Here is a 25,676-nt window from a genome sequence, read left to right on the forward strand (position 1 = left end):
TTTCCCAAGGGTCAAACGACAGTCCCGGCGGCGAACCGCCGGGACCGCAGCGGCTTATTTCTTCAACAGCGCGCACGCGCTCTTGTCGAGCGGCGTGAAGGCCTGGTCGCCCGGCACCGAGCCGACCATCTTGTAGAGATCCCACGGGCCCTTCGAGTCCGACGGCTTCTTGACCTCGAACAGATAGGCGGTGTGGATGGTGCGGCCGTTGGGCTGGATCTCGCCCTTGCCGAACAGCGTATCCTCGGTCGGAATCGACTTCATCTTGTCGACGATCTTCACGCCGTCATGCGGGTTCTCGCCCAGCGCCTCCAGCGCCTTGAAGTAATGCAACAGGCCTGCATAGACGCCCGCCTGCACCATGGTCGGCGGCGCGCCGTTCTTCATCCGCTTGGAGAAGCGCGCCGAGAACGCACGGGTCTGGTCGTTCATGTCCCAGTAGAAGGTCTCGGTGAAGTTGAGGCCCTGCGCGATGTCGAGCCCGATCGACTTCACGTCGGTCAGGAACAGCAGCAGCGCAGCGAGCTTCTGACCGCCCTTGGTGAGGCCGAACTCGGCCGCCTGCTTGATCGAGTTGGTGGTGTCGCCGCCGGCGTTGGCCAACCCGATCACCTTGGCGCCCGACGACTGCGCCTGCAGCAGGAAGGACGAGAAGTCGGAGGTGTTGAGCGGATGCTTGACGGTGCCGACCACCTTGCCGCCATTGGCGGTGACCACCGCCGTGGTGTCGCGCTCCAGCGCCGCGCCGAAGGCGTAGTCCGCGGTCAGGAAGTACCAGGTGGTGCCGCCGGCCTTGACCAGCGCCTGGCCGGTGGTGTGGGCCAGCATGTAGGTGTCGTAGGTCCAGTGCACGGTGTTCGGCGAGCACTGCGCATTGGTGAGGTCGGAGGTCGCCGCGCCCGAATTGATGTAGACGCCGTTCTTCTCTTTGACGACGTTGTTCACCGCCAGCGCCACGCCCGAATTGGGCACGTCGACGATGATGTCGACCTTGTCGACGTCGAACCACTGCCGCGCGATCGAGGTGCCGATGTCGGGCTTGTTCTGGTGGTCACCCGAGATGACGTCGATCTTCCACCCCTTCGCGGTGAGGCCGGAATCCTCGATCGCCATCTGCGTCGCGAGCGTGGAGCCGGGGCCGCCGAGGTCGGAATACAGGCCAGATTGATCGGACAACGCGCCGATCTTGACGACCTTGTCGCCCGCCAGAGCGATGCTGCCGCTGGCCAGGGTCAGCGCCGTGCCCAGCAGCAATGACGCGATGAATTTGCTCTTCATTTCCAACTTTCCAAATTCCAAGAAACAGTCCCGGCGCCGGTCAGACGCCGAGATAAGTATGCAGCTTGTCCATGTTGGCGGACAGATCGGCATTGGCGAATCCGTCGATGACCTTGCCGTGCTCGACGACGTAGTAGCGGTCGGCCACCGTCGAGGCGAAACGGAAGTTCTGCTCGACGAGGAGGATCGTAAACCCCTCCTTCTTCAGCCGCGCGATGGTGTGGCCGATCTGCTGGATGATGACCGGCGCGAGGCCCTCGGTCGGCTCATCCAGCATCAGGAAGCTCGCGCCGGTGCGCAGGATGCGCGCGATCGCCAGCATCTGCTGTTCACCGCCGGAGAGCTTGGTGCCCTGGCTCTTCAGCCGCTCCTTCAGGTTCGGAAACAGCTCGAAGATCTGGTCAAGCGTCAGCCCACCCGGCCGCACGACCGGCGGCAGCAGCAAATTCTCGCGCACGTCGAGGCTGGCGAAGATGCCGCGCTCTTCCGGACACAGCGCGATGCCGAGCCGCGCGATCCTGTCCGAGGTCATGCGGATCAGCTGCTGACCGTTGAAGGCAACCGAGCCGGTGCGCTTGCCGATGATCCCCATGATCGACTTCAGGGTCGTGGTCTTGCCGGCGCCGTTGCGCCCGAGCAAGGTAACGACCTCGCCGGCATTCACGTTGAAGTTCATGCCGTGGAGAATGTGGGACTCGCCGTACCAGCTCTCGAGATTCTTGACGTCGAGAATGGTGCTGGTGGCAGCCGCCTGGCCTGTTTTCGTCGCCGTCATCACCTCAGGCATGTCCGGCTCCCAGATAGGCTTCCTTGACGCGCTCATCCTTGGAGAGCTCGGAATAAGGTCCCTCGGTCAGCACCTGCCCGCGCGTCAGCACGGTGATGGTGTCGGAGAGATTGGCGACGACGCTCAGATTATGCTCCACCATGAGGATCGTGTACTTGGCCGAGATGCGCTTGATCAGGGCTGCGATCTTGTCGATGTCCTCGTGGCCCATGCCGGCCATCGGTTCGTCCAGCAGCATCATCTCCGGATCGAGCGCGAGTGTGGTCGCGATCTCCAGCGCGCGCTTGCGTCCATAGGGCATTTCGACGGCCGGAATATTGGCGAATTCGCTGAGGCCCACATCATTGAGCAGCTCCAGCGCGCGGCCGTTGAAGCGGTTCAGCACGCTCTTGGAGCGCCAGAAGTCGAACGACGAACCATGCTGGCGCTGCAGGGCGACGCGGACGTTCTCCAGCGCGGTCAGATGCGGAAACACCGCTGAGATCTGGAACGAGCGGACCAGCCCGAGACGCGCCACGTCGGCCGGCGCCACAGCCGTAATATCCTGCCCCTTATAGAGAATCTTGCCGGCCGAAGGCCGCAGAAACTTGGTCAGGAGATTGAAGCACGTCGTCTTGCCGGCCCCGTTGGGGCCGATCAGCGCGTGAATGGTGCCCCGGCGGATCTTGAGCGAAACATCGCGAACGGCAAAAAACCCCGCGAATTCTTTCGTCAATCCGTGGGTTTCGAGAATGAACTCGTCAGCCAAACAGATTCCCCCCGAGCCGGCGCGGATGGCGCCCGGCCCTCGCTTCTTCCTGTACGGCGGCTCTACCGGAGGGCTTGAACGATTCCGCGCCGCCCTCCGCGACCGCTTCGGGCCGGAATATGCCGTCAATCGAGGGAGTTAAGCAAGGCGGAAAGCTGGGCAACGCGGTCGCGGGGCGCCTTCTGAACCTCGCGTTGATTCTGCTGTGTCCTACCCGCGGACATAGAGTAACGGACCACCGTCGTTCTGTCACATCCGCTCGCGTCCCCGAAACTCGCGAGCGCGAAGGTGGTGGCAGCCAGCTATTATTTGGCGGCCTTCACGTCCTTCGCGTAGAGGTCCGGCTTGAAGCCGACCACGCGCTTGGTTCCGAGATCGAGCACCGGGCGCTTGATCATCGACGGCTGCGCCAGCATCAGCGCGATCGCCTTGCTCTCGGTCAGCCCCTCCTTCTCCGCATCCGGCAGTTTCTTGAACGTCGTCCCGGCGCGATTGAGCAAAACCTCCCAGCCCACTTCGTCGCTCCACGCCTTCAACGTCGCCTTGTCGATTCCGGCGGTCTTGTAGTCGTGGAAGTCGTAAGCCACGCCGTGCTCGTCGAGCCAGGCGCGCGCCTTCTTCATCGTGTCGCAGTTCTTGATTCCGTAGATCGTGATGCTCATGCCACTCGTCCTCAACCCTTCGTGTGCGATGCCGAAGAATGTCTCATGTTGCGACAATCGGCCCCGCATTTTGCAGTGCGATTCACCCGCTTTTGATGCGCGAACGCCGTTCGTTCCACAGTCGGAATTCACTCCGAGCTTTGCCATGAAAGTGTCGGCTGAGCATTACATTTTCTTCGCATCCCCGGCGTATCTGGCGCGCGAACAGGAGACCGCGAATGGGCAAGATCATGGTGCGTTGTCCGCAGACCGGCCGCAGCATCGAGACGGGAATGGAAATGGATGCCGCGCGTTTTCGGCGCATGCCCGTGTTCTTCTCGCGCGCCTATTGCCCGCACTGCCGGACCTATCATGAATGGTTCGCCGCCCATGCCTGGGTCGAGGAGACCAGGGACCGCGAGGACATTGCGCTGGCGTGATCGGAACACGGCCGATCGCGTGCCACTGCCTCAAGACAGCAGCGCGGCAATATCGTCCTCGGTCAGCGCCTTGCCGATATTGCCTTCGTTGTCGAACAGCCGATCGGCGATCGCCTGCTTGCGCTGCTTCAGCTCGCCGATCTTCTCCTCGATCGTCCCAGCGGTGACCAATCGATAGACGAAGACCTTCTTGTCCTGGCCGATGCGGTGGGCGCGGTCGATCGCCTGGGCCTCGACGGCGGGATTCCACCAGGGATCGTAGATGATCACCGTGTCCGCGGCCGTCAGGTTCAGCCCGACGCCGCCGGCCTTCAGGCTGATCAGGAAGACCGGGCTCTTCCCTTTCTGGAACCCTTCGATCGCGCGCTTGCGATCACGCGTATCGCCCGTGAGAAGTTCGTAGCCGATCTCCAGCTCCTTGAAGCGCTGCTCGATCAGCGCCAGCATCGAGGTGAATTGCGAGAAGATGATGATCTTGCGTCCCTCGCTCAGCAACTCCTCGACCATCTCCATGAGGCGGTCGAGCTTCGCCGAGGGCCGCTCGGTCTTGTCGTCGAGCTTCAGCAGCCGCGGATCGCAGCAGACCTGGCGCAGCCGCAGCAGCGCCTCCAGCACGATGATGTGGCTGCGGGCGAGCCCGCGCTCGTCGAGCGCCTTGCGCACCTTCTTGGCCATCGCCGCACGGATCGAATCATAGAGGTCGCGCTGCTTGCCCTCGATCGCCACCGTTTCCACGATGTCGACCTTGGCGGGTAGCTCGGAGGCCACCTCCTCCTTGGTCCGTCGCAGCAAGAACGGCTTGACCCGGCGCGTCAGCGCCGCGGCCCGCACCTGGTCGCCCTCCTTCTCGATCGGCGAACGCCAGTTGCGCGTGAACGCACTCTTGTCGCCAAGATAGCCGGGGTTGACGAAGCTCATGATCGACCAGAGCTCGCCGAGATGGTTCTCCATCGGTGTGCCCGTGAGGCAGAAGCGATGACTGGCCTTGATCGCGCTGAGCCAGCGCGTCGTCGCGGCGTTCGGGTTCTTGATCGTCTGCGCCTCGTCGAGAATGGCCATGTGCCAGTCGCGGCCGAGGATCAGCTCATGGTCGCGCGCGATCAGCGGATAGGTCGTGAGCACCACGTCGTGCTGCGGGATCTGATCGACCAGCTCCTTGCGCGCGGCGCCGTGGAACACCAGGACCTTCAGATCAGGCACGAACTTGGCAGCCTCGTTGAACCAGTTCGTCATCAGGCTGGTCGGGGCGACGATGAGCACCGGCGCCGTGATCGCGCCGCGCGCCTTTTCCAGCGCGAGCAGCGCCAGCACCTGCACCGTCTTGCCGAGGCCCATGTCGTCGGCGAGCACGCCGCCGAGATTGGCCTGCCGCAAGAGATCGAGCCAGGCGACGCCGTGCTGCTGATACGGCCGCAGCTTGGCCTTGAAGCCGGCAGGCAGCTCGATGTCGTCAGGCTGACGCTGCCGCAGCAGATCGGCCAGCCGCCGCAGATCGTCAGGTCCCTTGAACGCCTCCGCGTCATGCGCCAGCAGCGGCACCAATTGCGCACGCGAGAGCCGGAGCTTGCCGGAGGCATCGAAGCTGCCGCCACTCAGCCCCATCGTCTGCAGCGCCAGCAGGACCGGCAGGAAACGACCGGCCGCGAGCGCCAGGTGCCGGCCGTCGGGCAGCGGTACATACATGTGCTTCGCGGTGGAGTCGGCCTCCGCCAGCGCGTCGACGATCCCAGGCTCCGCGAGCAGCCGCGCCAGAAGCTCGGCGAGATCGTGCGGCTTGCCGTCGATGTCGATCTTGAAGCCGAACTCGAACCAGTCGATCCCGCTGCCTTCGATTTCCATGTCGACGATGCCGGAAGAGTCGGCCATCCGGAACGGGAAGGTGTCATCGATGCGGATCTCGAAGCCCTCCGCTCGCAACGGGTCGAGGTCGAGATGCATGAACTGCAGCCAACGGCCTTCGTCGGCAAAAGTGAGATCACCGCCGAATCCGCCGAAGCTGTAGGTCTGGACTTTCCTGAGCGGAACGAGGCCGAGTTCGGTCAGCCGCTTGGAGATCTTGCGCTCGTCCGCTTTGGCACGCGTCACGACGTGCACGCGGCCATCGTGGAACATCTCGATCTCGCTGCCGCCCTGGTCGGCCTCGATCTCGATCGGACCATAACGGTAGACTTGGCGGACCACGCCGAGCGGAAGCCCGCTGGTGTGGACGCCCTGGAAGCCATAGCCCGGATAAGGTCCGCGTCGCAGGTGCAGGATCGGCACCGGCTTGGCCTCGATCCGGACGACCTCGCTCGGCGGCGACGGCAGCAGAGCGGGATCGAGCGCGGGCAGCCGCTCGCTGAGATGCCGCGAGACCTCGCCGATCACCGCCTTCGGCAGCGTCGGCGCACTCAGCAGGTGCTGCGCCATTTGCGGATCAATCCCGGGATCGACCTCGCCAACGATTCCGGTCTTTTCCTCGGCGTACACGGGTGGGTTGGCATGCAGCGCCGTCACGCCTTCGACGACGAGCCTTGCACCGACGCCTCGCAGGCCGACCGGCTGCCATTCAATCCGGCCATTGCGCTTGTCGCCCCAGCGCAGCAGCGGGCCGGCATGATCGCGCCAATAGGCCCGCCCCGTGTCGACGATCCGCTTCAACAGCGCGGGAGAGCCGATTCGGAAGGCCCACTGTCCGTCGAGAAAGACGTGGGGTCCAAGCCGCGTCGCGATATCGAGATCGCTGTCGCGGTAGTACGCCGCCGCATAATCGGCGCCTGCTGGCATCCTCTCGACCTTCGAGAACGCTCCGGAGAAGCTGTTGTCCTTGCCGACCCGGACCGACCACAGCCGGACGACTGGATAGGCTGGGCCTCCGGACTCGGAATGCGGCTGCACACCATAGATCAGCCTCTGCTTGACCGCGGGAGGATAGGCTTCCCCACGGCTGACCGCGCCAATCCTGTTCAGCCAGGTCGTAATCTCCGGCGGCAGCACCACCCGGCTCGCCTTCTCCGGCTTCGCGCGTGTCTTCAGGTCGTCGTCGTCATCCTCCGGCGGCTCGGTCGCTTCGAGCAGCACTGCCGCGACATGCTTGCAGTTGAATTGCATCGGGCACGTACACGTCCCGATGACGCCCACGCGCCCGTGCTTGTCCGGCTTCAGCTTGATCTCGACCTCATACGGCCAGGATTGCGAGCCCTTCACCGACGCGGCCAGTTCGAGGCCGTCGTCGCTGATCTCGAAATCGAAAACGCCGCCACTGCGCTGTAGGAGCTCCGCCTTCTGAAAGGCGGCATGGCTGAAGAGCGAACGGATGGCCCCGGGCTTTTTGAAGGGAAGCGGCATGATGGTGAACCTGACGCATGCCAACGTGGCTGCGCAGCACCCATGTAGCACGATCAGCGCCGAAAGATGGGCGTGGACCTGCGGCCTGGGGATATCTCCGAGGAACGGCGCGCCTGTTGGCCCCAACCGCGCGACGCGAGGTCAGCTCTGCGCGGAAGGGCGCCGCACGCCACCGGCGTTCGCAGCCGGCATGAGCGGCTGCCCGATCCAGCCGCGGTTGAGCAGGCGCGTGAAGGACGGACACGGCTCGCCGTGAATACGTGCCATCGCTTCCTGATACGGCCCGACGGTGCGCAGCCGCTCCGGCAACGACCGATAGATGCGCGGCAGCCAGATCCGGGCGCGCGCGGCGCTGCGGCGGTCGCGCTCGCCATAGGGCAGATCAAACGCCAGCCGCAGCCGCTCCGGCAGCATCTCGGCCGTCAGCGCCGTGAACCAGCGCGGCGGCCCGATCCATGTCGCCTCGCCGGAGAAGATGCGCTGGGCGATGTCGCGCGCAGCGGTGCTGACCGTCAGCGTCTCCGACTCCATCATCTCGGCCGTGTAGAGCTTGAAGGACGCCCAGTCCGGCGGCAGCACCTCGCGGGGAATCCCGAACAGGCCCGCGAAGCGCATCGCGTCGCGCCAATACTGCTCGCGCTCGGCATCGGTCAGCGGCGGACACAGCAGACCGTAGGACATCATCGCCGTCTCGACCAGCGTCGCATGCACCCAGCGCAGGGCGTCGACATCGTTGGCGCGATAGCGCGAGCCGGCCGCGAACGGCCCGGCCGTTTCCGTCATCACGCCATCGACAGCCGCATGCCGCCGGTACAGCCGCCGCGCCACGGCGGCCGCCTGGTCGCGCGTGCCGAACACCATCGTGTAGACGATGCTGAAGGTGCGGTGGAAGCGGCCGAGCGGATCGGCGAACACCTTCGACTGCTCGGCGATGCCGGCCGAGACCCAGGGATGAGCGAGCTGCAGCAGCAGTGCGCGGCCGGCGCCGAGAAACAGCGCGGCCTCGCGATGCACCCGCCACATCACGCTGTCGGGCCCGAGCACGCCGTCGCCGACGACAGCGGGCGCCGACAGCACCTCATCCAGGCAACGCTCGAAATCCGCCTCGCTGACGATCACGGCCGCTTCGGGATCTCCAGCCCGCGCTGCACCGCCGGCCGCGCCAGGCCGCGCTCCAGCCAGGCCGGCACGTGCTTCAGTTCGTCAAAGGCCGTGATTTCGCGCGCGCCGTAGAAGCCGATCAGGTTGCGCACCCAGCCAAGCGTGGCGATGTCGGCGATGGTGTAGTCGCCGTCCATGATCCACTCGCGCCCGTCGAGCCTGGCTTCGAGCACGCCGAGCAGCCGTTTGCTCTCGGCGACGTAGCGCTGCAGCGGCCGCTTGTCCTCGTAGTCGCGGCCGGCGAATTTGTGGAAGAAGCCGAGCTGGCCGAACATCGGCCCGACACCGCCCATCTGGAAGTGCAGCCACTGGATGGTCTGCCAGCGCCGCGCCGGATCGGCGGGCAGGAACTTGCCGGTCTTCTCGGCGAGGTAGTGCAGGATCGCGCCGGACTCGAACAGGCCGAGCGGCTGGCCGCCGGGACCAGCGGGATCGATGATCGCCGGGATCTTGCCGTTCGGATTGAGCGAGAGAAACTCGGGCGTCTTCTGGTCGTCCTTGCCGAAATCGATCGCGTGGGGCTCATAGGCCAACCCGGTCTCTTCCAGCATGATCGAGACCTTCACGCCGTTCGGCGTCGGCAGCGAATAGAGCTGGATGCGGTCGGGATGCTGCGCCGGCCAGCGCTTGGTGATCGGGAAGCTGGAAAGGTCGGACATGATGGCTTGGCTCGCCTGTTGCGTTGAAGGCTCAATCTAAGCCCATGCGCTCGCGCCGCAAGGCATGGGCTGGGAACCGGTGCGGGAGCATGGTCTTATCGTGCAATAGACGTGCAGAGATGGCGCATGGCGAGTTCGACCTATGACCTGATCATGCAGGCGATGATGAAGCGCCGGCAGGTGCTGTGCCTCTATCGCGGCCACGCCCGCGCGATCTGTCCGATCGTCCTCGGCCACACCGCGGGCCGTGAGCGCGTGCTCGCCTTCCAGTTCGCGGGCGGCGCGAGCAGCGGCCTGCCACCGGGCGGTCAATGGAAGTGCTTCGATGTTGCCGGGATGAGCGAGGTCGAGCTGCGCGAGGGCCGCTGGCATTCGGGACGCAGCCACAGCCAGCCGCAATATTGCGTCGCCGATGTCGATCTCGACGTCAACCCGGACAGTCCGTACGATCCGAAGCGCAAGCCCAGGCGGTGACGTCTACTGCGGCTCGCGCAGACGCACGCGCAGCAGCGCCGGCAGCTTCGCCGTCGCCTCGTACTGCGCCAGCTTCGCCGCGACGCGGCGCATCAGGGTCGATGCGCCCTGCTTGGCAAACACCTTGAGGCCGCGATAGCTGAAGTCCACCACCACCTCATGATGACGCATGCCCTTGCCGCCCTTGACCAGGCCAAGGTCGCGCACCAGGCAATAATGCCCGTCGCTCATGCGTGCCAATCGGGTGTTCTCGAACATGTCATGAAGCAATGCACCGAGTCGCGAATCCGTCAAGATTGACAGGAACGACTCATGAACCCACCACCGCATCGACAGGCCGGCGCGGCGAGAATGGCAGCGTGGGGCCGTAGCCGAAACGCAGCACGAGGTCCGGCCGCCGCGTCGTCCCGATCAGTCGCGCCAGCTCGGGCCGCAACGCGGCCACTTCGACCGGCTGATTGATGAAGGCGAGCTTGAGCCCGAGGCGCGTCGCTTCGAGCGCGAAGCGCTGGCACGCCTGCCCCGCCCTGATCCAGTGCGAGGGATCGGCCTGCTCGGCGGCGAACACTGCAATGCCTGACGAGGATGCGATCTGTCGCGCATATTTGTCGTTCTCGGCCGCAGCATCGAACAGGAGATCGAAGGCAAGGCTGCCCAGCGTCGTCGGCAAGGACGGATTGCCGCTCGCTGCAGCAAACAAGCCGTCGCCGCTCGCCATCGCGCTGCGCGGATTGAACCGGATCCACTCCTTCAGCTCGCGCATGAACGCGGCGTCGCGCATCTGCGCGCTGTTGCCGGCGATCACGAGGTCGCGGATGGCGGCGATATCAGTCGGCGCCGTGACGATGGCGAGATCGACGCCGGCCACCGCCGAGGCGACCTGCAGCGACGACAGATCGCGCGGCGGCACCTCGCGTCCGTCATAGTCGGCGCGCGTCGACTGCCTGCGGCTGATGGCGGCCAATAGCGGATCGACGTCATCGCGCCGGCCGCCGGTGAAGACGTAGCGCACCAGCGGACCATCGATGATCACCTCGCCCGGACGGCCGCTGGCGGCGGCCGCGATCGCAAGGTTGGTCGCCGCGCAGCCGAGGCTGACATACAGATGATGATCGTCGGGATCGACCACCGCCGTGCGTCGCGACAGATCGGGCGCGATCGTGATCGCATCGGCCGAAACGGCGAAGCGCCACGGCTGGGTATTATGGCCGTTGGCCGCCAAGGTCGCGTAGCGGATCACGTCGGCGATCTCGCCCGACAGAGGCGCACGCAGCCGCGCGCTGTAGCTCTCGTACGCGGACATCGCCCCGGTGGCCGAGCGCCAGGCGCCCGCGCCGAGCGCAGCCGCTGTCAGCGCGCTGCTCGCTCCTAACAGGATCTGCCGTCGGTTCATCACCACATGCCCGCCGAATTCATGACAACAATGATAGGCGCGCAACGCCGTCCTGTCTTGTTTCAAATCAACATCGCCAGAAGTGAGCGAGAAAGTCCGCAACGCACTGTTGACAGCAACAACAAACGAGCGTATGCCCCGCGACCTCGCGAGCGATTGCGTCCGCGACTAACAATGAGAACGACGATGTCCTTCGGTGACGAACACATGATTTGCACGTCCAGCGGCTTTGGGCCGTCGGATGACGCACGCCATGCTCGGAGGAGCGATCTTGCCTGACGCAAGATCCATTGTCCTGTTCACACGGACCCTCCCGAGCCAGCCGCTCCGGAGGGTTTTTTGTTGCCCTTCGCGAGCCGGCTGCACGGCGAACTACAAATTGTCCCGGCGACCAGCCGGAACGGGAGACCCGGATCTCGGGGCTCGCGCAGGTGACGCGCGTGCCCAAGAGCGCGGGGCCTGTCGGAGGGAACGAGGCGTGACGCCGGACACCGATGACAGAGCGAGCTCCAAGGAGCTCGCAACGCGCGGCGCCAATGAGCGCCGCAGACAAGCTATTTGACTTCCCGGCCGTTCGCGGCCGGGAGCTGCTGGTGGTGAAGATCGCGGATCCTTCGCGTCAACGCGGCGATGAGCCGCCTTCGATCGATCGTACCGTGGAATCCGTCAAGCGAGATGGGTGAGTCGCGGGCTACGGTGAGGCTGATGTCGAGCCTGCGTTTCGATCGTCGTATTGCCGTGATCGCCCGTTCCCCAGCAAGCCAACAACGCCGTCCAGCGACCGCCGGGCGGCCAAGCGGTGGTGAGGATGTCTGTTACTTCGTTGAAACCGAGCGCTCCCTTGGGGCAGCAACAGCATCACCCGTTCCCCGCCGACCAGTTTCACGAGCCGTGGTGAAGACGACTGTTACTTCGCTTGCCACGCCAGGTGTCGCGGGTTCGAGTCCCGCCCGGCGCAAATGCCGGTAGCTCAGGGGTAGAGCACTGTCCGGTCCACGCGAGTGGACCGGGTACAGTCGTCGCCCGTTCCCGGCTCGTGATCCATGTCACCGATCGTCGACGAAAGGCGGTCATCTCAGAGACGGCGCAGATATCCTCTGCGTCCCGTTCTCCACGTGCCGTGGTGAAGAGTGCTGATACTTCGATTGCTAATCGAGAGGTCGTGGGTTCGACTCCCACCCGGCGTTCCATGCGCCGGTAGCTCAGCGGCAGAGCACTAGCCGCTCCACGCGAGTGGAGCGGACCTCAGCATTCGCCCGTTCCCGGCGCGTGGTTCCTATCGCATGCGATCTCAACCGACATCATGCGCACTGGCCGGTACTCCGGCGACTCCATCCATCATCAACCCAAGCCAAGAGGAGGCCATCATGGTCAGGCTCAACAAGTCCCTGCGCGCCTTCACCCATGAGGGTGCGCCGTCCCGGCAGCTCGCGCCCGTCCAGGCGCTGCAGCGCACGCTGATGAGCTGCCTGTTGTGGGAGGACCAGTTCTACGAGGACGGGGTCGCGATCGCCGATCGGATCACGTCGCTCGTAGCGCAGGTCGAGCCGCGCGAGGTCGCCGGGCTTGCGGTCCGCGCGCGCGAGGAGATGAAGCTGCGGCACGCGCCGCTGCTCGTCGCCCGCGAGATGGCGCGGCTGCCCCAGCACCGTGCGCTGGTCGCCGAGACGCTTGCGCGCATCATCCAGCGGCCGGACGAGATGACCGAGCTACTCGCGATCTACTGGGCAGACTCCCTCGGGCCGCAGCAGCAGCGCAAGCGGCAGCCGGTGTCGGCGCAGGTCAAGAAGGGGCTGGCGAAGGCGTTCGCGAAGTTCGACGCCTATCAGCTCGCGAAATATGACCGCGAGGGCCCGGTGCGACTGCGCGACGTCCTGTTCCTGGTGCACGCCAGGCCCAAGGACGTGGCCCAGGAGGCGGTGTGGAAGCAGCTCGTCGATGGCGAGCTGCCCTCGCCCGACACTTGGGAGGTCGCGCTCTCGACTGGCGCGGACAAGCGGGAGAGCTTCGAGCGGCTGCTCGCCGAGAGGCGGCTCGGAGCGCTGGCGCTGCTGCGCAACCTGCGCCTGATGCGTCAGGCCGGGGTGTCGCGCGAGGCCATCGCGGCCGCGATCGAGACGATGCGGACGGACCGTGTCCTGCCGTATCGGTTCATCACGGCGGCGCGGCACGCGCCTGATGTCGAGCCGGAGCTCGAGCAGGCGATGCTGAAGTCGATCAAGGGTTATGCACGGCTGCGAGGCCGCACGCGGCTCCTGATCGACGTGTCCGGCTCGATGTTCGCAAGGCTGTCCGCGCAGTCGGAGATGACGCGCGCGGAGGCCGCGTGCGGGCTTGCGATCCTCGCCCGCGAGGTCTGCGACGAGGTGGAGATCTTCACGTTCAGCGACAAGGTCGTGAAGGTGCCGCCGCGGCGTGGCTTCGCGCTGCGCGATGCGATCCTCGGATCGCAGCCGCATTCCGGGACCTATCTCGGACGTGCGGTGGGCGAGGTCGACCGCAAGGGCGACCGCCTGATCGTCTTCACGGACGAGCAGAGCCACGATGCGGTGCCGCAGCCCAAGGCGCGCGGGACCATGGTCAACGTGGCGTCGTACCAGCACGGGGTCGGATACGGACCCTGGACGCGGGTCAACGGCTTCTCCGAGGCCGTGATCGCCTGGATCGCGGCGCAGGAGGAAAGCTCTCGCGGGAGCACGCTGCACTGACAACAACCGGCCCGGACGCGTCAAACACGCGCCCGGGCCTTTTTGCGTTTGAGATCGGCGCGAGGCGCATCCGATGCCGTCAGTGCGCGCTGACGCTCCGCGCTCCCGCCTCCCTCATGATGCCCTCCACGTCTGCCTAGCCGGCAGCGCGGCCGCCGACCGACACCTCGATCTCGCCTTCGAGCTCCGGCGCCCCCTGCTTGTCGACACCGGGATGGCCGCTCTCGACGTCGGCGCCGGCGGCCTTCGAGCCGGCGCTGTTGGCTTCGCCTGCGGCGCGCACGGACACGTCGGTGCGGGCGATGCCGTGGTCCTGCACCAGATGCTCGACGGCGAGCTCGGCGGCGCGGCGGGTGGCGAAATGGCCGATGATCGTGCGTTCCATGAAAAATCTCCTGGCGTGTCGCCGATCGTTGTCGGCTTATCTGCCGGTTCGAACGCATGGGCGGCGGATGCTGTTCCAGCACCGCCCCAGCGGCATCACGCCGTGTAGGATGACAGCCGCGCGTCGAGCGAGAATTCGTGGGCGAGATGATCGATGATCGCGCGTACCTTGAGCGGCACGAACCGCCGCGAGGCATAGACCGCGTGCATCGGCAGCGGCCGCGGCGCAAAATCCTGCAACAGCACCTTGACCGCCCCGCTCTCGATCTCCTGCGAAAAGGCAAATGTTGGAATCACGGCGATGCCGAGCCCGCCGAGCACGCCGTCGCGCACGGCCTCCGAATTGTCGGCGCGATAGCGTCCGCTCACCTCGACGGCGACCGGTCCGTCAGCGCCCTCGAAAAGCCAGCGGTTTCCGGTGGCGAGCCTTGTGTAGACGATGCATTGGTGCTCGGCGAGATCGGCCGGCACCTTGGGCGCACGGTGGGCCTTGAGATAGGCCGGCGACGCCACGGTCACGCGCTGCACCGTGCCGATGCGCCGTGCGATCAGCCCGGGATCGGTGATCTCGCCGACGCGGATGGCGGCGTCGATGCCCTGCTCCACCAGGTCGGCAAAGCCGTCGCTCATGATCAGATCGATCGACACGTCCGGATAGCGCTTCAGGAACGCCGGCAGCCGCGGCACTACATGCAGCCGGCCGAACACGACCGGCGCGGCCAGCCGCAACAGCCCGGACGGCTTCTGCCGCCGGCGCCCAACCGCGCCCTCGGCCTCCGACACCGCCTCCAGCGCGCGCAGCGCGTGCTCGTAGAACACCCGGCCGTCGTCGGTCAGCGTGAGCGCCCGCGTCGTGCGGGTGAACAGCCGCGTCCGCAGGTGATCCTCCAGCGCGCCGATCTGGCGGCTGATGGTCGGCTGCGTCGTGTTCAGCTCGGTGGCGACGGCGGTGAAGCTGCCGGCCTCCACCACCCGCACGAAGGTCCGCATCGGTCCCAGGAGATCCATGACAACCATCCATACGAAAATCGTATGAATGATATCTGACCGCCGCCAATTATCCAAGCGTGCCGAATGCGCGATTGTCCTTCCGACAGCAACGGCCGGCACGTCGCCGCCCATCGCCACGGAGAGAGCCATGACCCCGTCCTACTTCACCCGCTTCGCCCATCTGCGCCTGAGCCGCGACGCGGAGGGAGTCCTGCTGGTCGAGATGCACAGCGATGGCGGACCGATCCGCTTCGATGCGCGCGACCACACCGAGTTCACCGACGCCTTCTATGAGATCGGCCGCGACCGCGACAACAAGGTCGTGATCCTGACCGGCGTCGGCGACTACATGGCCGAGATCGACTTCGCCAGCTTCGGCAATGTCGGCGACGCCAATGCCTGGTCGCGCGTTCACGACGAAGGCACGCAGATCCTGGAGAACATCGCCAACATCCGCGTGCCGCTGATCGCCGCGATCGAGGGCCGTGCCCACATCCACACCGAATATGCGCTGCTCGCCGACGTCATCGTCGCCGGTCGCAGCGCCACCTTCAACGACCTGCCGCATTTCGCTGGCGGCATCGTGCCGGGCGACGGCATCTTCACCACCTGGTCGTATCGCGCCGGCGCCGGCCGCGCGCAGGCGTTCCTGCTCAACCCGCAGCCGCTGTCGGCGCAGGAGGCGCTGAGCTGGGGCGTCGTCAACCACATCACCGACGACGGCAACACGGTCGCCTTCGCCCGCGAGCTCGCCGCGCTCTATCTGCGCCAGCCCGAAGTCACCCGCCGCAACAGCCGCATCCATTTCGTCCAGCCGCTCAAGGAGCGCATCGTCCGCGAAGTCGGCTACGGCCTCGCCCTCGAAGGCGCCAGCGCCAACGCCCTGGTGCAGCAGATGACGGCCGGGCAACGCTGAGAAAGTCGGAGAACTCCCAGCCCCTGCGTAGTTAGTCCGCTCGATGTGAGCCAATCCCTTGCCCCAGCGACGCTGCGCCCCCTCTCCCCGTCCTTCACGGGGAGAGGGTCGGGGTGAGGGGCAGCCGCACGGGAAATCTCCGCGGCGAGACCTGTACCCCCTCACCCGGATCGCATCTGGCGATGCGATCCGACCTCTCCCCGCAAGCGGGGAGAGGTGCAGACCGAGCAAGCCGCTCGCCGAATTCTCTCCAAAGGATCACCACCATGTCCCTGCAAACCGAACTCGACGCCTTCAAATCCGCCTGGACCTCGCGTGTCGGCGACGACATCGCCCGACTCGTCGAATCCGACAACGCCACGCTCGAAGACCTCGCGGCGCGTGCCCTCAAGCAGGGCGCGACGTTCCCTGCCCCCGCGCTGCCCAACCACAAAGGCGGGATCACCGACCTCGCGGCCCTGATGGCCGACAGCGCCCTCATCGTGACATTCTATCGCGGCGGCTGGTGCCCGTATTGCAATCTCGAACTCCGCGCCTATCAGGCTCGGCTCGCGGAGATCACCGCGCGCGGCGCACGGCTGGTCGCGGTCTCGCCGGAAACGCCCGACAACACGCTGACCACCGCGGAGAAGAACGCGCTCGCCTTCGACGTCCTGTCCGATACCGAGGGCCGGCTCGCCGACGCGCTCGGCATCCGCTACGAACTGTCAGCGCCGATCAAGGCGCTGTACCAGAAATTCGGCCACGACCTGCCCGTGCACAATGGCGACGGCCGCTGGTCGCTGCCGATGCCCGCGACCTACGTCATCGCCAAGGGCGGCCGCATCCTGCGTGCCCATGTCAGCCCGGATTATCGCACCCGGCTCGAGCCCGATGCGGCGCTCGCCGCGCTCGCCATGCCCGCTGCCGTTTGAACAAGGAGTTGATCCCATGACCTTGGACGGCAAGATCGCCCTCATCACCGGCGCCGGCAGCGGCATCGGCCGCGCCACCGCGCTCGCCCTCGCCGCCCGCGGCGTTCACCTCGTGCTGTTCTGCCGCACCGCGGCCAAGCTCGCGGAGACCGCCACGCTCGCGGCGAGCCACGGCGTCAAGATCGAGACGCTCGCCGGCGACGTCGTCGACAGCACGGCCTGCACGCAAGCGTTGGCCGTGGCGCGCGACCGCTTCGGCCGGCTCGACATCCTCGTCAACAATGCCGGCAACGTTCGCGCCGGGCGCCTCGAAGCAACCGAGATCGCCGACATCCGCGCCATGATCGAGGTCGACCTGCTCGCCCCGATCCTGTGGACCCGCGCGGCGCTGCCGCTGCTGCGCGCCGGCGGCGACGGCGCAATCGTCAACGTGTCTTCCGGCATCGCCCTGGTCGGCGCGCCGTTCTACGCGACCTATGCGGCGGCAAAGGCCGGCCTCGCACGGTTCGGCGAGGCGCTGCATCGCGAACTGCTCGACGAAGGCGTTCGCGTCCTGACCGTCTATCCCGGCGCCACCGAAACCCCGATGATGGCGAGCAACAAGGCCGGTCCCGAGCTCGGCTTTGCGCGCGAGACACCCGAGATGGTCGCCGACGCGCTGGTCGACGGCCTCTTCTCCGGCGCCCGCGAGGTGATCCGCGCCAACGAGACCCGCCGCGCCATGATCGCCCTCAACCGCGACCGTCCCGAAGAGATCGACGAACGCTTCCGCACGTTGAAGCCGCGGCTCGAGGCCGCGGTCGCGGACCATCACGCGCCGTGAGCGCAAGCGCTCACTTGCCGTCGTCGAGATGCACCAGCACCGCGGCGTTGGCGATGATGATGGCGTCGCTGCCCGCCTCGGCCGGGATCTCGAGCCCGCCCTTGACCGCGGTCACCGTCACGGTGCCGTAAGGCAATTCCTTGGCGACAGCCGCCGTATCGACCGCCTCCGGGTTCGGCACGCCGATGGTGACGTCCACCAGCATGTCCTGCGGCGTCTTTCCGACCATGCGGAAGAAGCCGAGGCTGGAATGGCGGATCGCATCCGACACCGCGCGCCTGGCGGCCTTGGTGGCGTCGCGGCCATGGACGTCCACGCCCATGCCCATCTCGGTGATACAGCGAATGCGCGCCATGGCGGAGTTCCTCGTATTGCGTTGTTCGGCGCGCGACCTTAGCCATGTGCGCAGCCGGCGCAACCCGGCAGACCAGAGACGACCCTGCAGCAAATTGGTCATCGGATGCGGGCATATATCGTGCATGATAAGCGGCATGATGCGTTGCATGACATCCAGGAGGCCCTGACATGATCTCCCGTTCCGTTTTCCGGGCCCGGCCATGCAATGAATCGCTCCGGCCGTCCGGGTCACTCCAGCCCAATTTGTGAGGAGAGCCGCCATGGGTTTTTCACACACGCTGGGCGGCACGACCTACCGCTTCGACGATTTGAGAACGCTGCTCGCGAAGGCGACGCCGTTGCGCTCGGGCGATGTGCTCGCCGGGCTCGCCGCGCAGGATGCAGCGGAGCGCGTTGCCGCGCGGATGGCGCTTGCCGATCTGCCGCTGCGGCACTTCCTCACCGAGGCCGTCATTCCTTATGAGAGCGACGAGATCACGCGGCTGATCGTCGACCAGCACGACGGCAACGCATTCGCTCCGATTGCAAGCCTCACTGTCGGCGGCTTGCGCGAATGGCTGCTGTCGGATGCCACCGACGCGGCGATGCTCTCCGCCGTGTCGCCGGGCTTGACTCCCGAAATGGTCGCGGCCGTCAGCAAGATCATGCGACTGCAGGATCTCGTGACGGTGGCGGCCAAATGCGAGGTGGTCACGCGCTTCCGCTGCACCATCGGCCTGCCCGGAACGATGGCGACGCGGCTGCAGCCCAATCATCCGCTCGACGATCCGAAGGGCGTCGCAGCCTCGATTCTCGACGGGCTGATGTATGGCGTCGGCGACGCCACCATCGGCATCAATCCGGCGAGCGACGATGTCGAGACCATGATCCGGCTGCTCGACATGATCGAGACGCTGCGCCTGGCCGCGAACGCGCCGATCCAGTCCTGCGTGCTCGCGCATGTCACGACCGCGCTGAAGGCGATCGAGCGCCGCGCGCCGGTCGACCTCGTGTTCCAGTCGCTGGCCGGCACCGAGGAGGCCAATCGCGGCTTCGGCATCACGCTGGCGCTGCTCGACGAGGCCTACGCCGCCGCGCAAAGCCTGCAGCGCTGCCCTGACGGCGGCAATGTGATGTATTTCGAAACCGGGCAAGGCAGCGAATTGTCCTCGGCAGGACATTGCGGCGTCGATCAGCAGACGCTGGAGGCGCGCTGCTACGCCGTGGCGCGGCGCTACCGGCCGCTGCTGGTCAACACCGTCGTCGGCTTCATCGGTCCGGAATATCTCTACGACGGCAAGCAGATCATGCGCGCCGGGCTGGAGGATCATTTCTGCGGCAAGCTGATGGGCCTGCCGATGGGCTGCGACGTCTGCTACACCAACCATGCCGAGGCCGACCAGGACGACATGGATGCCCTGCTCACACTGCTCGGCGTCGCCGGCTGCACCTACATCATGGGCGTCCCCGGCGCCGACGACATCATGCTGAACTATCAGAGCACGTCGTTCCATGATGCGCTGTATGTGCGCAAGGTGCTCGGCAAGCGCGCGGCGCCGGAATTCGAGGCCTGGCTTGCGGCCACCGGCATCAGCGATCCCAAAGGTGAGCTGAGCTTCGAGCCGGCGCGGCTGATGCCCGCACTGCCGCTGCTGGAGGCCGAGTGATGAGCGGCTCGGATGACATCAAGGCGCCTGCGACGTCCTCTCCCGACGACTGGACCTCGCTGTCGCGCTACACCGAGGCGCGCATCGCGCTCGGACGATGCGGTCCGGGCGTGCCGACCTCGGCGCATCTCGCCTTCCAGGCCGCGCATGCCGAAGCCCGCGATGCCGTCCTGAAGCCGTTCGAGGCCGAGAGCTTCGCGGCCGAGTTGAGCGCCCATGGCTGGCCGGCGCTCGCCGTCCACAGCCGTGCCACCGACCGCAGCGTCTACCTGCAACGCCCCGACGCCGGCCGCCTGCTGTCGCCGGAGTCCGAGGCGATGCTGTCGGAGGCGCGCGCGCCAGCCGACATCGTCGTGGTGGTCGCGGACGGATTGAGCAGCCGCGCCGTGCAGGTCAACGCCCTGCCCGTGCTCGACGCCTTGATGCCCCTGCTCGCCGCCACCGGCCGCAGCCTGTCGCCGGTGATCGTCGCGTCGCAAGGCCGCGTCGCGCTCGCTGACCACATCGGCGAAATGTTCGGCGCGTCCGCCTCGCTCATCCTGATCGGCGAGCGCCCCGGCCTCACCGCCGCCGACTCGCTCGGCCTCTATCTGACCTGGATGCCGCGCCGCGGCCGCGTCGATTCCGAGCGCAACTGCATCTCCAACGTCCGCCAGGGCGGGCTCGCGCCGGCCGACGCCGCGCGCCAGGCCGCGGACCTGATCGCACGCATGTTCCAGCACCGCACGGCAGGCGTCGGCCTCGCCCGCGTGCCGCAATTGCCCGCGCCGGATTGAGCCGGACATTGACGCAACAGCTCGCATCTGAGCTGCGAGTGACGGACATGCGCGCCACACTCTCGCTGTCGTCCCGGGCAAGGCCGACAACGCGAAGCGTTGGCGGACGCTGACCCGGGACCCATACGCCGCGGCGGACGTGGCTTGGCGAGATGGCGTGGCCATCGTGCCTCACACATCTCCCTGGGAGTATGGGTCCCGGATCGGCGCGCGCTCAGCACAACGCTTGCGCGTTGCCTGAGCGCGCTTGTCCGGGACGACAGCGGGGGGGGGGGGGTTGGCCGATGAAGGCGCCAGCTCATCAGGCACGTCATCGCCCATGGCACACACGCGCGCCACACTCTCCCCGTCGTCCCGGGCAAGGCCAACAACGCGAAGCGTTGGCGGACGCTGACCCGGGACCCATACGCCGCGGCGGATGTGGCTTGGCGAGATGGAGCGGCCCGCGCTTCGGCAAATGATATTTATATTGCCATTTTTCCGAATTCATGATTATGTGTCGCCGTCCCGCCCCATGAGAGGGGCGCATCGCGATCGTCACGACACGCGGGGTGGGATGCGGTGGCCGCGGCCATGTCGCAGCGTGCTTTCAGTGCGCCGACGAACGGCTGGCTGCGGACGTGAAGACGCGTGGTCCTGGCGCCCCGATGCTGGCGCTAAGCTTTTCGGTGATGATCCGGAGAGCGACGGTGGCTAACAAGCCGGACACCGGGGAGATCGCGTTATAAGCGTGAAGACCATCGCGCGGGGAATGCCGGGTGTTTCGGCTGAACCTGTGGTGACTGCCGCCTGCTTTTTGTGTTGCAGGCGGGCCATGGGTGCGGCCAGCGCCCGGCATTCCCCGCGCCCTCTCTTTTGAAGGGCGAAACGACCTGGAGCCACTCGGGCGCATCGCGTCGCGGGAACGCTTGACGATGTCTGGTTCATACGATCGCTCTTGAATGCGCTGTTTGATTTCGTGAACGTCCCCATCAGGCTTGGCACTCGTCGAGCTGTGAGTTGTGGGCAACAGCTGGGCCTCGCCCTTCGAGACGGCCGCCGAGGGCGGCCTCCTCAGGGTGAGGAGAGGAAGTCGTCCGCTCATCGTCAACGTGCAATTGGGCCTGCGGAGCTGAACCCGGACCGTGCACACGCTCTTGGCTTGTTCATGGCCCGGTGTGCGGCATCGCCCTCGACGCTCGCCCCTCATGGTGAGGAGCGCCGCGCCGAGAGCGCGAATGCGAGGTCAGATCGTGGTCCGCGGCGCGTCTCGAACCATGAGGCCCCGCACTCGGCGACTCGGCCATTGCCCCGCTATCGCGTCGCCGGCACGAAGTGATCGCGCGCGCTGACCGAGGTGCCCGTCGCCGGATCGGTGATCCTGATCTCGATGTCGACGGGTGTGGCCGGCAGATCCGCGCCCTTGGCCTCGACCGACACGCGGATCTCCCGGGTCTGATCCTGGCCGACATCGATCACCATCCGCCCATCGGCCGCCCGCGTCTCGCCGGCGACCGTGACCTTGGCGTTTGGCAGGCCGGTCACGTCCAGCACGAAGTCGCGCGCGCCGCGCTTATTGAGCAGCCGCACCGTGTAGTCGTTGCGCACCCCGCCATCCGACAGCTGCACGAACAGCGGATTGCGCTCGTGCAGCACGTTGATGCCCATCGTGCCGCGCGTCGCCAGCGTATACAGCATGATGCCGCCGACGATCGCGATGAAACTCGCATAGATGATCGTGCGCGGCCGGATGATGCGATAGATCTCCGGCTTGCCTTCCTTGCGCCTGGCCACGTTGATGTCGGTGTCGTAGCCGATCAGCCCAGTCGGACGGCCGATCTGGGTCATCACGCTGTCGCAGGCGTCGATGCACAGGCTGCACTGGATGCAGCCGAGCTGGATGCCGTTGCGGATGTCGACGCCGGTCGGGCAGACATTGACGCATTGATGGCAGTCGACGCAGTCGCCGGCCGGCGCGCCCTGCAGCCGCGCCGCCTCCGCCTTCTTCACCGACATGCGCGGCTCGCCGCGGTCGCCCTTGTAGGTGACGTTGAGCGCCCATTCGTCGGTCAGCGCTGCCTGGATGCGCGGCCACGGGCACATGTAGATGCAGGTCTGCTCGCGGGCATGGCCGGCGAACATGTAGGTCGTCGCGGTCAGGATGCCGATCCACAGATAGGCCGTGAACGGCGCCTGGAACGTCGCGAGGTCCTTCACCAGGGTCGGCGCGTCGTCGAAATACAGCACCCAGGCACCGCCGGTCCACCAGCCGATCATGATCCATAGGACATGCTTGGTCGCGACCTTGCGGATGTGACTGAAGGTCCACCCCTTCTTGTCGCTCATCATGCGCTCGCGCCGGTCACCCTCGACCCAGCGCTCCACGGCGTAGAACAGGTCGGTCCACACCGTCTGCGGGCAGAGATAGCCGCACCACAGCCGGCCGGCGACCGCATTCATCAGGAACAGGGTGACGGCCGCAATGATCAGCAGGCCGGTGAAGTAATAGACCTCCTGTGGCCACAGCTCGATGAAGAAGAAGTAGAAGCGGCGATGCGGGAAATCGACCAGCACCGCCTGGTTCGGCATTCCGGGTCCGCGGTCCCAGCGCACGAACGGCAGCAGATAATAGATGCCGAGCGTGATGCACAGGATCGTCCATTTGATACGCCGGAAGCGGCCGTGCACGGCAGCCGGATAGACCTTGTCGCGCGCCTTGTAGAGCGGCCCGACAATATAGGTTTCGTCCGAGTCAGCCATGATGTCCTCGCTTCATTCTCATCTCGCCCCACCTTCCCGCCGGCTCAGGAGAATGCGTTGCCGCTCTTCAAGCCCAGCTTCTTGAACACGATCGCCGCCGGACAGAAGCCGGTGAACGAGGCCTGGATCATGTTCACGCCGGCAAAGGCGGTGAGCAGGAACCAGTATGGATTCACGTACCAGCCGAGCGCGAGGCTGAGCAGGACGACGAACCCGGCGAAGGTGAGAACTGCTTTATCGACGTTCATGACATGGTCCTCCATGGTTGCATTTGAGCGTAATCAAGCCCGTGCCGTGGCCTCACGGCCGCAGGCCGGACATCGTCCAGGCGACGATTCGTTGCGAATCCATCGCACCCGAAATCCGCTGGAGCTCCCGGCCCTTGTGCAGCAGCAGCAGGGTCGGAATCCCGGAGATGCCGAACTTGGCCGAGACCTCCGGGGCCTCGTCGGAATTCAGCTTCAGGAGCCGCACGCGCGGCTCGAGCTCTTGCGCGGCGCGCGCAAACATCGGCGCCATCGCCCGGCACGGCCCGCACCAGGGCGCCCAGACATCGACCAGCAAAGGCAGGTCGCTGTTCGCAAGGTGGCGCGCGAAGGCGGCCTGGTCGACCTCGATCGGATGACCGGAGAACAGCGGCGCGTGACACTTGCCGCATTTGCCTTGGGTGGCCGCACGGCCCGCGGGCAGACGGTTGATCTGCCCGCAATGGCCGCACACCAGTTGAAAGGTCTCGCTCATGTGCCCGTCCTGACTTCCTTGATCTTTGCGATGTTGAGCCGGTCGAGCAGGAACTTCTCGTAGAACGGCTCGGGCGTGCCGCGCTTCATCTTGCGCAGGAAATACTTCTCGAAGGCGACCTTGGCATAATGCACCCACTCCCCCTTCGACGACCAGTTGACGTTGCGCGGCGGGATCTGCGGCTGCGCCAGGAAGGCGACGCCGGAATCGCCGAAATCGGCAAGGCAGATCGCATTCCAGGTCGGCTGCGTCTTCGGCTCTTGCCCGCGCAGCAGCGTGCCGATGTTCAGCGCGGTCGCGGTCACCATCGATTCGATCATGAAGCCGGTCTTGGGCACGCCGACGGGCACCGGCGTCGGCCCGATCGGCGGGATCGCGACGCAGACGCCGATCGCGAACACGTTGGGATAGGCCGGGTTGCGCTGATGCTTGTCGACGAGGACGAAGCCGCGCGGATTGGTCAGCTTATCGATGCCCCTGACGGCGCCGACGCCTCGAAACGCTGGCAGCATCATCGAATAGGCGAAAGGCAGCTCATGGGTCTTGCGCACCGAGCCGTCGTCGGCCACCTCCTCTACGACCATCCGGCTGTCCTCGACTTTGGTGACGCGCGCGCTCGTGATCCACTTGATGTGCTTCTCGCGCATCTCGCTTTCGAGCAGCCCCTTGGTATCCCCGACGCCGTCGAGGCCGAGATGGCCGATATAGGGCTCGGAGGTCACGAAGGTCATCGGCACCTGGTCGCGCATCTTGCGGCGGCGCAGCTCGGTCTCGAGAATGAAGAGGAATTCGTAGGCCGGCCCGAAGCAGGACGCGCCCTGCACCGCGCCGACGATGACCGGCCCCGGCTTCTCGGCCAGTTTGTCGAACGCCGCCTTGGCATGCGCGGCATGGTCGACATGGCACACCGACTGGGTATGGCCATCGGGGCCGAGACCGGGAATCTCGTCGAAGGCGAGCTCCGGGCCGGTGGCAACGACGAGATAGTCGTAAGCCACCATCGTGCCGTCCGTCAGCTCGACCTGGTTGTCGTCCGGGTGCACCCGCTTGGCACCCTGGGTCAGCAGACGGATGCCCTTGCGTTGCATGACGTCAACGAGATCGATCTCGATGTCGTCACGCTTGCGCCAGCCCACCGCCACCCACGGGTTGGAGGGTACGAAATGATACGAGGACCCTTGCGAGATGACGGTCACGCGATCCTCCTTTCGCATCTGGGGCAGCAATTCATAAGCCATCAAGGAGCCGCTCAGCCCCGCTCCGATCACGACGACGTCCGCCATTGGGTCCTCCTCGCCTTCCTTCGTTTTTGTTCTGCTCAACCTCAATCTCCCAGGCCGGCCTTGACTATATATTCTCATCTTCGTATATACGCAACTATGAAATTTGATGCTGACACCATGGAAGCGGCGGCCGACCAGGCCAGCGACCTCCTGAAGGCGCTGTCGAACCGCCATCGGCTCCTGATCATCTGCCAGTTGGTCGACGTTGAGCGCTCGGTCGGCGAGTTGGCTGCGTCTCTCGGCCTGCGCGACTCGACCGTCTCGCAGCATCTTGCGCTGCTGCGCAAGGATGGCCTGGTCATCGCACGGCGGGACGGACAGACGATCTACTATTCGATCAGCAGCGAGCCGGCCCGCGAGGTCCTGAAGACGCTTTATCAGGTCTATTGCGCGGCGCCGCCGCCGAAATCCGGATCGAGACTATGACCATTCACCGCAAGCAAGTTGAGCAGCATCAAGTGGGAACCCGCAGTCCGGTGAGATGTCTGGAC

26 protein-coding genes and 2 tRNA genes are annotated in these 25,676 nt (G+C 65.9%); 12 read left to right on the forward strand and 16 right to left on the reverse strand.

Translation table 11 applies throughout. The annotated features are described in order from the left end of the window. Positions 1–54: 54 nt before the first annotated feature. The 4 genes from ACQR0Z_RS20145 to ACQR0Z_RS20160 all read right to left on the reverse strand — a co-directional run bounded on the left by ACQR0Z_RS20145 (position 55) and on the right by ACQR0Z_RS20160 (position 3,475). Positions 55–1,278, reverse strand: coding sequence for an ABC transporter substrate-binding protein (locus tag ACQR0Z_RS20145; protein WP_434919765.1), 1,224 nt, complete (start codon positions 1,276–1,278; stop codon positions 55–57). A 40-nt stretch (positions 1,279–1,318) separates the two neighbouring features. Continuing rightward, the gene (locus ACQR0Z_RS20150) at positions 1,319–2,065 is read right to left on the reverse strand and encodes an ABC transporter ATP-binding protein (RefSeq protein ID WP_434857277.1); all 747 of its coding nucleotides are present in this window, start codon (positions 2,063–2,065) and stop codon (positions 1,319–1,321) included. After that, entirely contained in the window at positions 2,058–2,813 is a 756-nt protein-coding gene (locus ACQR0Z_RS20155) for an ABC transporter ATP-binding protein (RefSeq protein WP_035648423.1), read from the reverse strand. Before ACQR0Z_RS20155 ends, ACQR0Z_RS20150 begins: the two co-directional genes overlap by 8 nt. A gap of 305 nt (positions 2,814–3,118) precedes the next feature. Then, positions 3,119–3,475, reverse strand: a complete 357-nt coding sequence (locus ACQR0Z_RS20160) for an ArsC family reductase (protein WP_434857278.1) — start codon at positions 3,473–3,475, stop codon at positions 3,119–3,121. A 218-nt stretch (positions 3,476–3,693) separates the two neighbouring features. Here ACQR0Z_RS20160 and ACQR0Z_RS20165 point away from each other — a divergent pair, with 218 nt between their 5' ends. Next, positions 3,694–3,894: a hypothetical protein gene (locus ACQR0Z_RS20165; RefSeq protein WP_434857279.1), complete on the forward strand. Its 201-nt coding sequence runs from the start codon at positions 3,694–3,696 to the stop codon at positions 3,892–3,894. Between the two features lie 30 nt (positions 3,895–3,924). On the opposite strand, the gene ACQR0Z_RS20170 is transcribed toward ACQR0Z_RS20165, so the two are convergent. From ACQR0Z_RS20170 to ACQR0Z_RS20180, 3 genes are all read right to left on the reverse strand, one after another. Next, positions 3,925–7,221 (reverse strand): SNF2-related protein, encoded by a 3,297-nt coding sequence (locus ACQR0Z_RS20170; protein WP_434919766.1) that lies wholly within the window; start codon positions 7,219–7,221, stop codon positions 3,925–3,927. A gap of 141 nt (positions 7,222–7,362) precedes the next feature. After that, entirely contained in the window at positions 7,363–8,340 is a 978-nt protein-coding gene (locus tag ACQR0Z_RS20175) for an oxygenase MpaB family protein (protein ID WP_434919767.1), read from the reverse strand. Continuing rightward, positions 8,337–9,041: a glutathione S-transferase N-terminal domain-containing protein gene (locus ACQR0Z_RS20180; RefSeq protein ID WP_434919768.1), complete on the reverse strand. Its 705-nt coding sequence runs from the start codon at positions 9,039–9,041 to the stop codon at positions 8,337–8,339. The genes ACQR0Z_RS20175 and ACQR0Z_RS20180 overlap by 4 nt, the downstream gene beginning before the upstream one ends. Positions 9,042–9,167: 126 nt before the next feature. Between ACQR0Z_RS20180 and ACQR0Z_RS20185 the strand changes: the two genes are divergently transcribed. Beyond that, positions 9,168–9,515, forward strand: a complete 348-nt coding sequence (locus ACQR0Z_RS20185) for a hypothetical protein (protein WP_434919769.1) — start codon at positions 9,168–9,170, stop codon at positions 9,513–9,515. A 3-nt stretch (positions 9,516–9,518) separates the two neighbouring features. Here ACQR0Z_RS20185 and ACQR0Z_RS20190 read toward each other — a convergent pair whose 3' ends face one another. Both ACQR0Z_RS20190 and ACQR0Z_RS20195 read right to left on the reverse strand, forming a co-directional pair. Then, positions 9,519–9,746 carry a hypothetical protein gene (locus tag ACQR0Z_RS20190; protein WP_434875746.1) on the reverse strand — a complete coding sequence of 76 codons (228 nt, stop codon included), beginning with the start codon at positions 9,744–9,746 and terminating at the stop codon, positions 9,519–9,521. 79 nt (positions 9,747–9,825) lie between these two features. Further along, complete coding sequence (locus ACQR0Z_RS20195) at positions 9,826–10,908, reverse strand: Acg family FMN-binding oxidoreductase (protein ID WP_434875745.1); 1,083 nt, start codon at positions 10,906–10,908, stop codon at positions 9,826–9,828. Between the two features lie 536 nt (positions 10,909–11,444). On the opposite strand from ACQR0Z_RS20195, the gene ACQR0Z_RS20200 reads away from it, so the two are divergent. The 4 genes from ACQR0Z_RS20200 to ACQR0Z_RS20215 all read left to right on the forward strand — a co-directional run bounded on the left by ACQR0Z_RS20200 (position 11,445) and on the right by ACQR0Z_RS20215 (position 13,616). After that, positions 11,445–11,591 (forward strand): hypothetical protein, encoded by a 147-nt coding sequence (locus ACQR0Z_RS20200; protein ID WP_434875744.1) that lies wholly within the window; start codon positions 11,445–11,447, stop codon positions 11,589–11,591. Positions 11,592–12,021: 430 nt separating this feature from the next. Further along, positions 12,022–12,098 (forward strand) — tRNA-Ser (locus tag ACQR0Z_RS20205). Between the two features lies 1 nt (position 12,099). After that, positions 12,100–12,178 (forward strand) — tRNA-Glu (locus ACQR0Z_RS20210). A 97-nt stretch (positions 12,179–12,275) separates the two neighbouring features. Continuing rightward, entirely contained in the window at positions 12,276–13,616 is a 1,341-nt protein-coding gene (locus tag ACQR0Z_RS20215; RefSeq protein ID WP_434875743.1) for a TROVE domain-containing protein, read from the forward strand. 136 nt (positions 13,617–13,752) lie between these two features. On the opposite strand, the gene ACQR0Z_RS20220 is transcribed toward ACQR0Z_RS20215, so the two are convergent. Beyond that, entirely contained in the window at positions 13,753–14,001 is a 249-nt protein-coding gene (locus ACQR0Z_RS20220) for a hypothetical protein (RefSeq protein WP_434919770.1), read from the reverse strand. A 95-nt stretch (positions 14,002–14,096) separates the two neighbouring features. Continuing rightward, positions 14,097–15,008: a LysR family transcriptional regulator gene (locus tag ACQR0Z_RS20225; protein WP_434875741.1), complete on the reverse strand. Its 912-nt coding sequence runs from the start codon at positions 15,006–15,008 to the stop codon at positions 14,097–14,099. 130 nt (positions 15,009–15,138) lie between these two features. Between ACQR0Z_RS20225 and ACQR0Z_RS20230 the strand changes: the two genes are divergently transcribed. From ACQR0Z_RS20230 to ACQR0Z_RS20240, 3 genes are all read left to right on the forward strand, one after another. After that, positions 15,139–15,906 (forward strand): enoyl-CoA hydratase/isomerase family protein, encoded by a 768-nt coding sequence (locus tag ACQR0Z_RS20230; RefSeq protein WP_434919771.1) that lies wholly within the window; start codon positions 15,139–15,141, stop codon positions 15,904–15,906. A 266-nt stretch (positions 15,907–16,172) separates the two neighbouring features. Continuing rightward, positions 16,173–16,820, forward strand: coding sequence for a peroxiredoxin-like family protein (locus tag ACQR0Z_RS20235; RefSeq protein WP_434857291.1), 648 nt, complete (start codon positions 16,173–16,175; stop codon positions 16,818–16,820). Between the two features lie 16 nt (positions 16,821–16,836). Beyond that, complete coding sequence (locus tag ACQR0Z_RS20240; protein ID WP_434919772.1) at positions 16,837–17,643, forward strand: SDR family NAD(P)-dependent oxidoreductase; 807 nt, start codon at positions 16,837–16,839, stop codon at positions 17,641–17,643. Positions 17,644–17,653: 10 nt separating this feature from the next. Here ACQR0Z_RS20240 and ACQR0Z_RS20245 read toward each other — a convergent pair whose 3' ends face one another. Next, positions 17,654–17,998 (reverse strand): Lin0512 family protein, encoded by a 345-nt coding sequence (locus ACQR0Z_RS20245; RefSeq protein ID WP_035655349.1) that lies wholly within the window; start codon positions 17,996–17,998, stop codon positions 17,654–17,656. A 262-nt stretch (positions 17,999–18,260) separates the two neighbouring features. On the opposite strand from ACQR0Z_RS20245, the gene ACQR0Z_RS20250 reads away from it, so the two are divergent. Next, positions 18,261–19,646, forward strand: coding sequence for an ethanolamine ammonia-lyase subunit EutB (locus tag ACQR0Z_RS20250; protein ID WP_434919773.1), 1,386 nt, complete (start codon positions 18,261–18,263; stop codon positions 19,644–19,646). After that, the gene (gene eutC / locus ACQR0Z_RS20255) at positions 19,646–20,422 is read left to right on the forward strand and encodes an ethanolamine ammonia-lyase subunit EutC (RefSeq protein WP_434875735.1); all 777 of its coding nucleotides are present in this window, start codon (positions 19,646–19,648) and stop codon (positions 20,420–20,422) included. Before ACQR0Z_RS20250 ends, eutC begins: the two co-directional genes overlap by 1 nt. Positions 20,423–21,715: 1,293 nt before the next feature. Here eutC and ccoG read toward each other — a convergent pair. The 4 genes from ccoG to ACQR0Z_RS20275 are packed head-to-tail and all read right to left on the reverse strand — an operon-like array spanning position 21,716 to position 25,185. Then, positions 21,716–23,161, reverse strand: coding sequence for a cytochrome c oxidase accessory protein CcoG (gene ccoG / locus ACQR0Z_RS20260; RefSeq protein ID WP_434919774.1), 1,446 nt, complete (start codon positions 23,159–23,161; stop codon positions 21,716–21,718). 44 nt (positions 23,162–23,205) lie between these two features. Beyond that, a complete protein-coding gene (locus ACQR0Z_RS20265) occupies positions 23,206–23,409 on the reverse strand; it encodes a YgaP family membrane protein (RefSeq protein WP_434875733.1) in 204 nt (67 codons plus the stop codon). 52 nt (positions 23,410–23,461) lie between these two features. After that, positions 23,462–23,902, reverse strand: a complete 441-nt coding sequence (gene trxC, locus ACQR0Z_RS20270) for a thioredoxin TrxC (protein WP_434875732.1) — start codon at positions 23,900–23,902, stop codon at positions 23,462–23,464. Continuing rightward, positions 23,899–25,185, reverse strand: a complete 1,287-nt coding sequence (locus ACQR0Z_RS20275; RefSeq protein WP_434919775.1) for an NAD(P)/FAD-dependent oxidoreductase — start codon at positions 25,183–25,185, stop codon at positions 23,899–23,901. The genes trxC and ACQR0Z_RS20275 overlap by 4 nt, the downstream gene beginning before the upstream one ends. 117 nt (positions 25,186–25,302) lie before the next feature. Here ACQR0Z_RS20275 and ACQR0Z_RS20280 point away from each other — a divergent pair, with 117 nt between their 5' ends. Beyond that, a complete protein-coding gene (locus ACQR0Z_RS20280; RefSeq protein ID WP_434876021.1) occupies positions 25,303–25,611 on the forward strand; it encodes an ArsR/SmtB family transcription factor in 309 nt (102 codons plus the stop codon). Positions 25,612–25,676: the final 65 nt, after the last annotated feature.

Origin of the sequence: Bradyrhizobium sp. HKCCYLS3077, from assembly GCF_051167555.1 — a bacterium.
Taxonomy (GTDB): Bacteria; Pseudomonadota; Alphaproteobacteria; order Rhizobiales; family Xanthobacteraceae; genus Bradyrhizobium.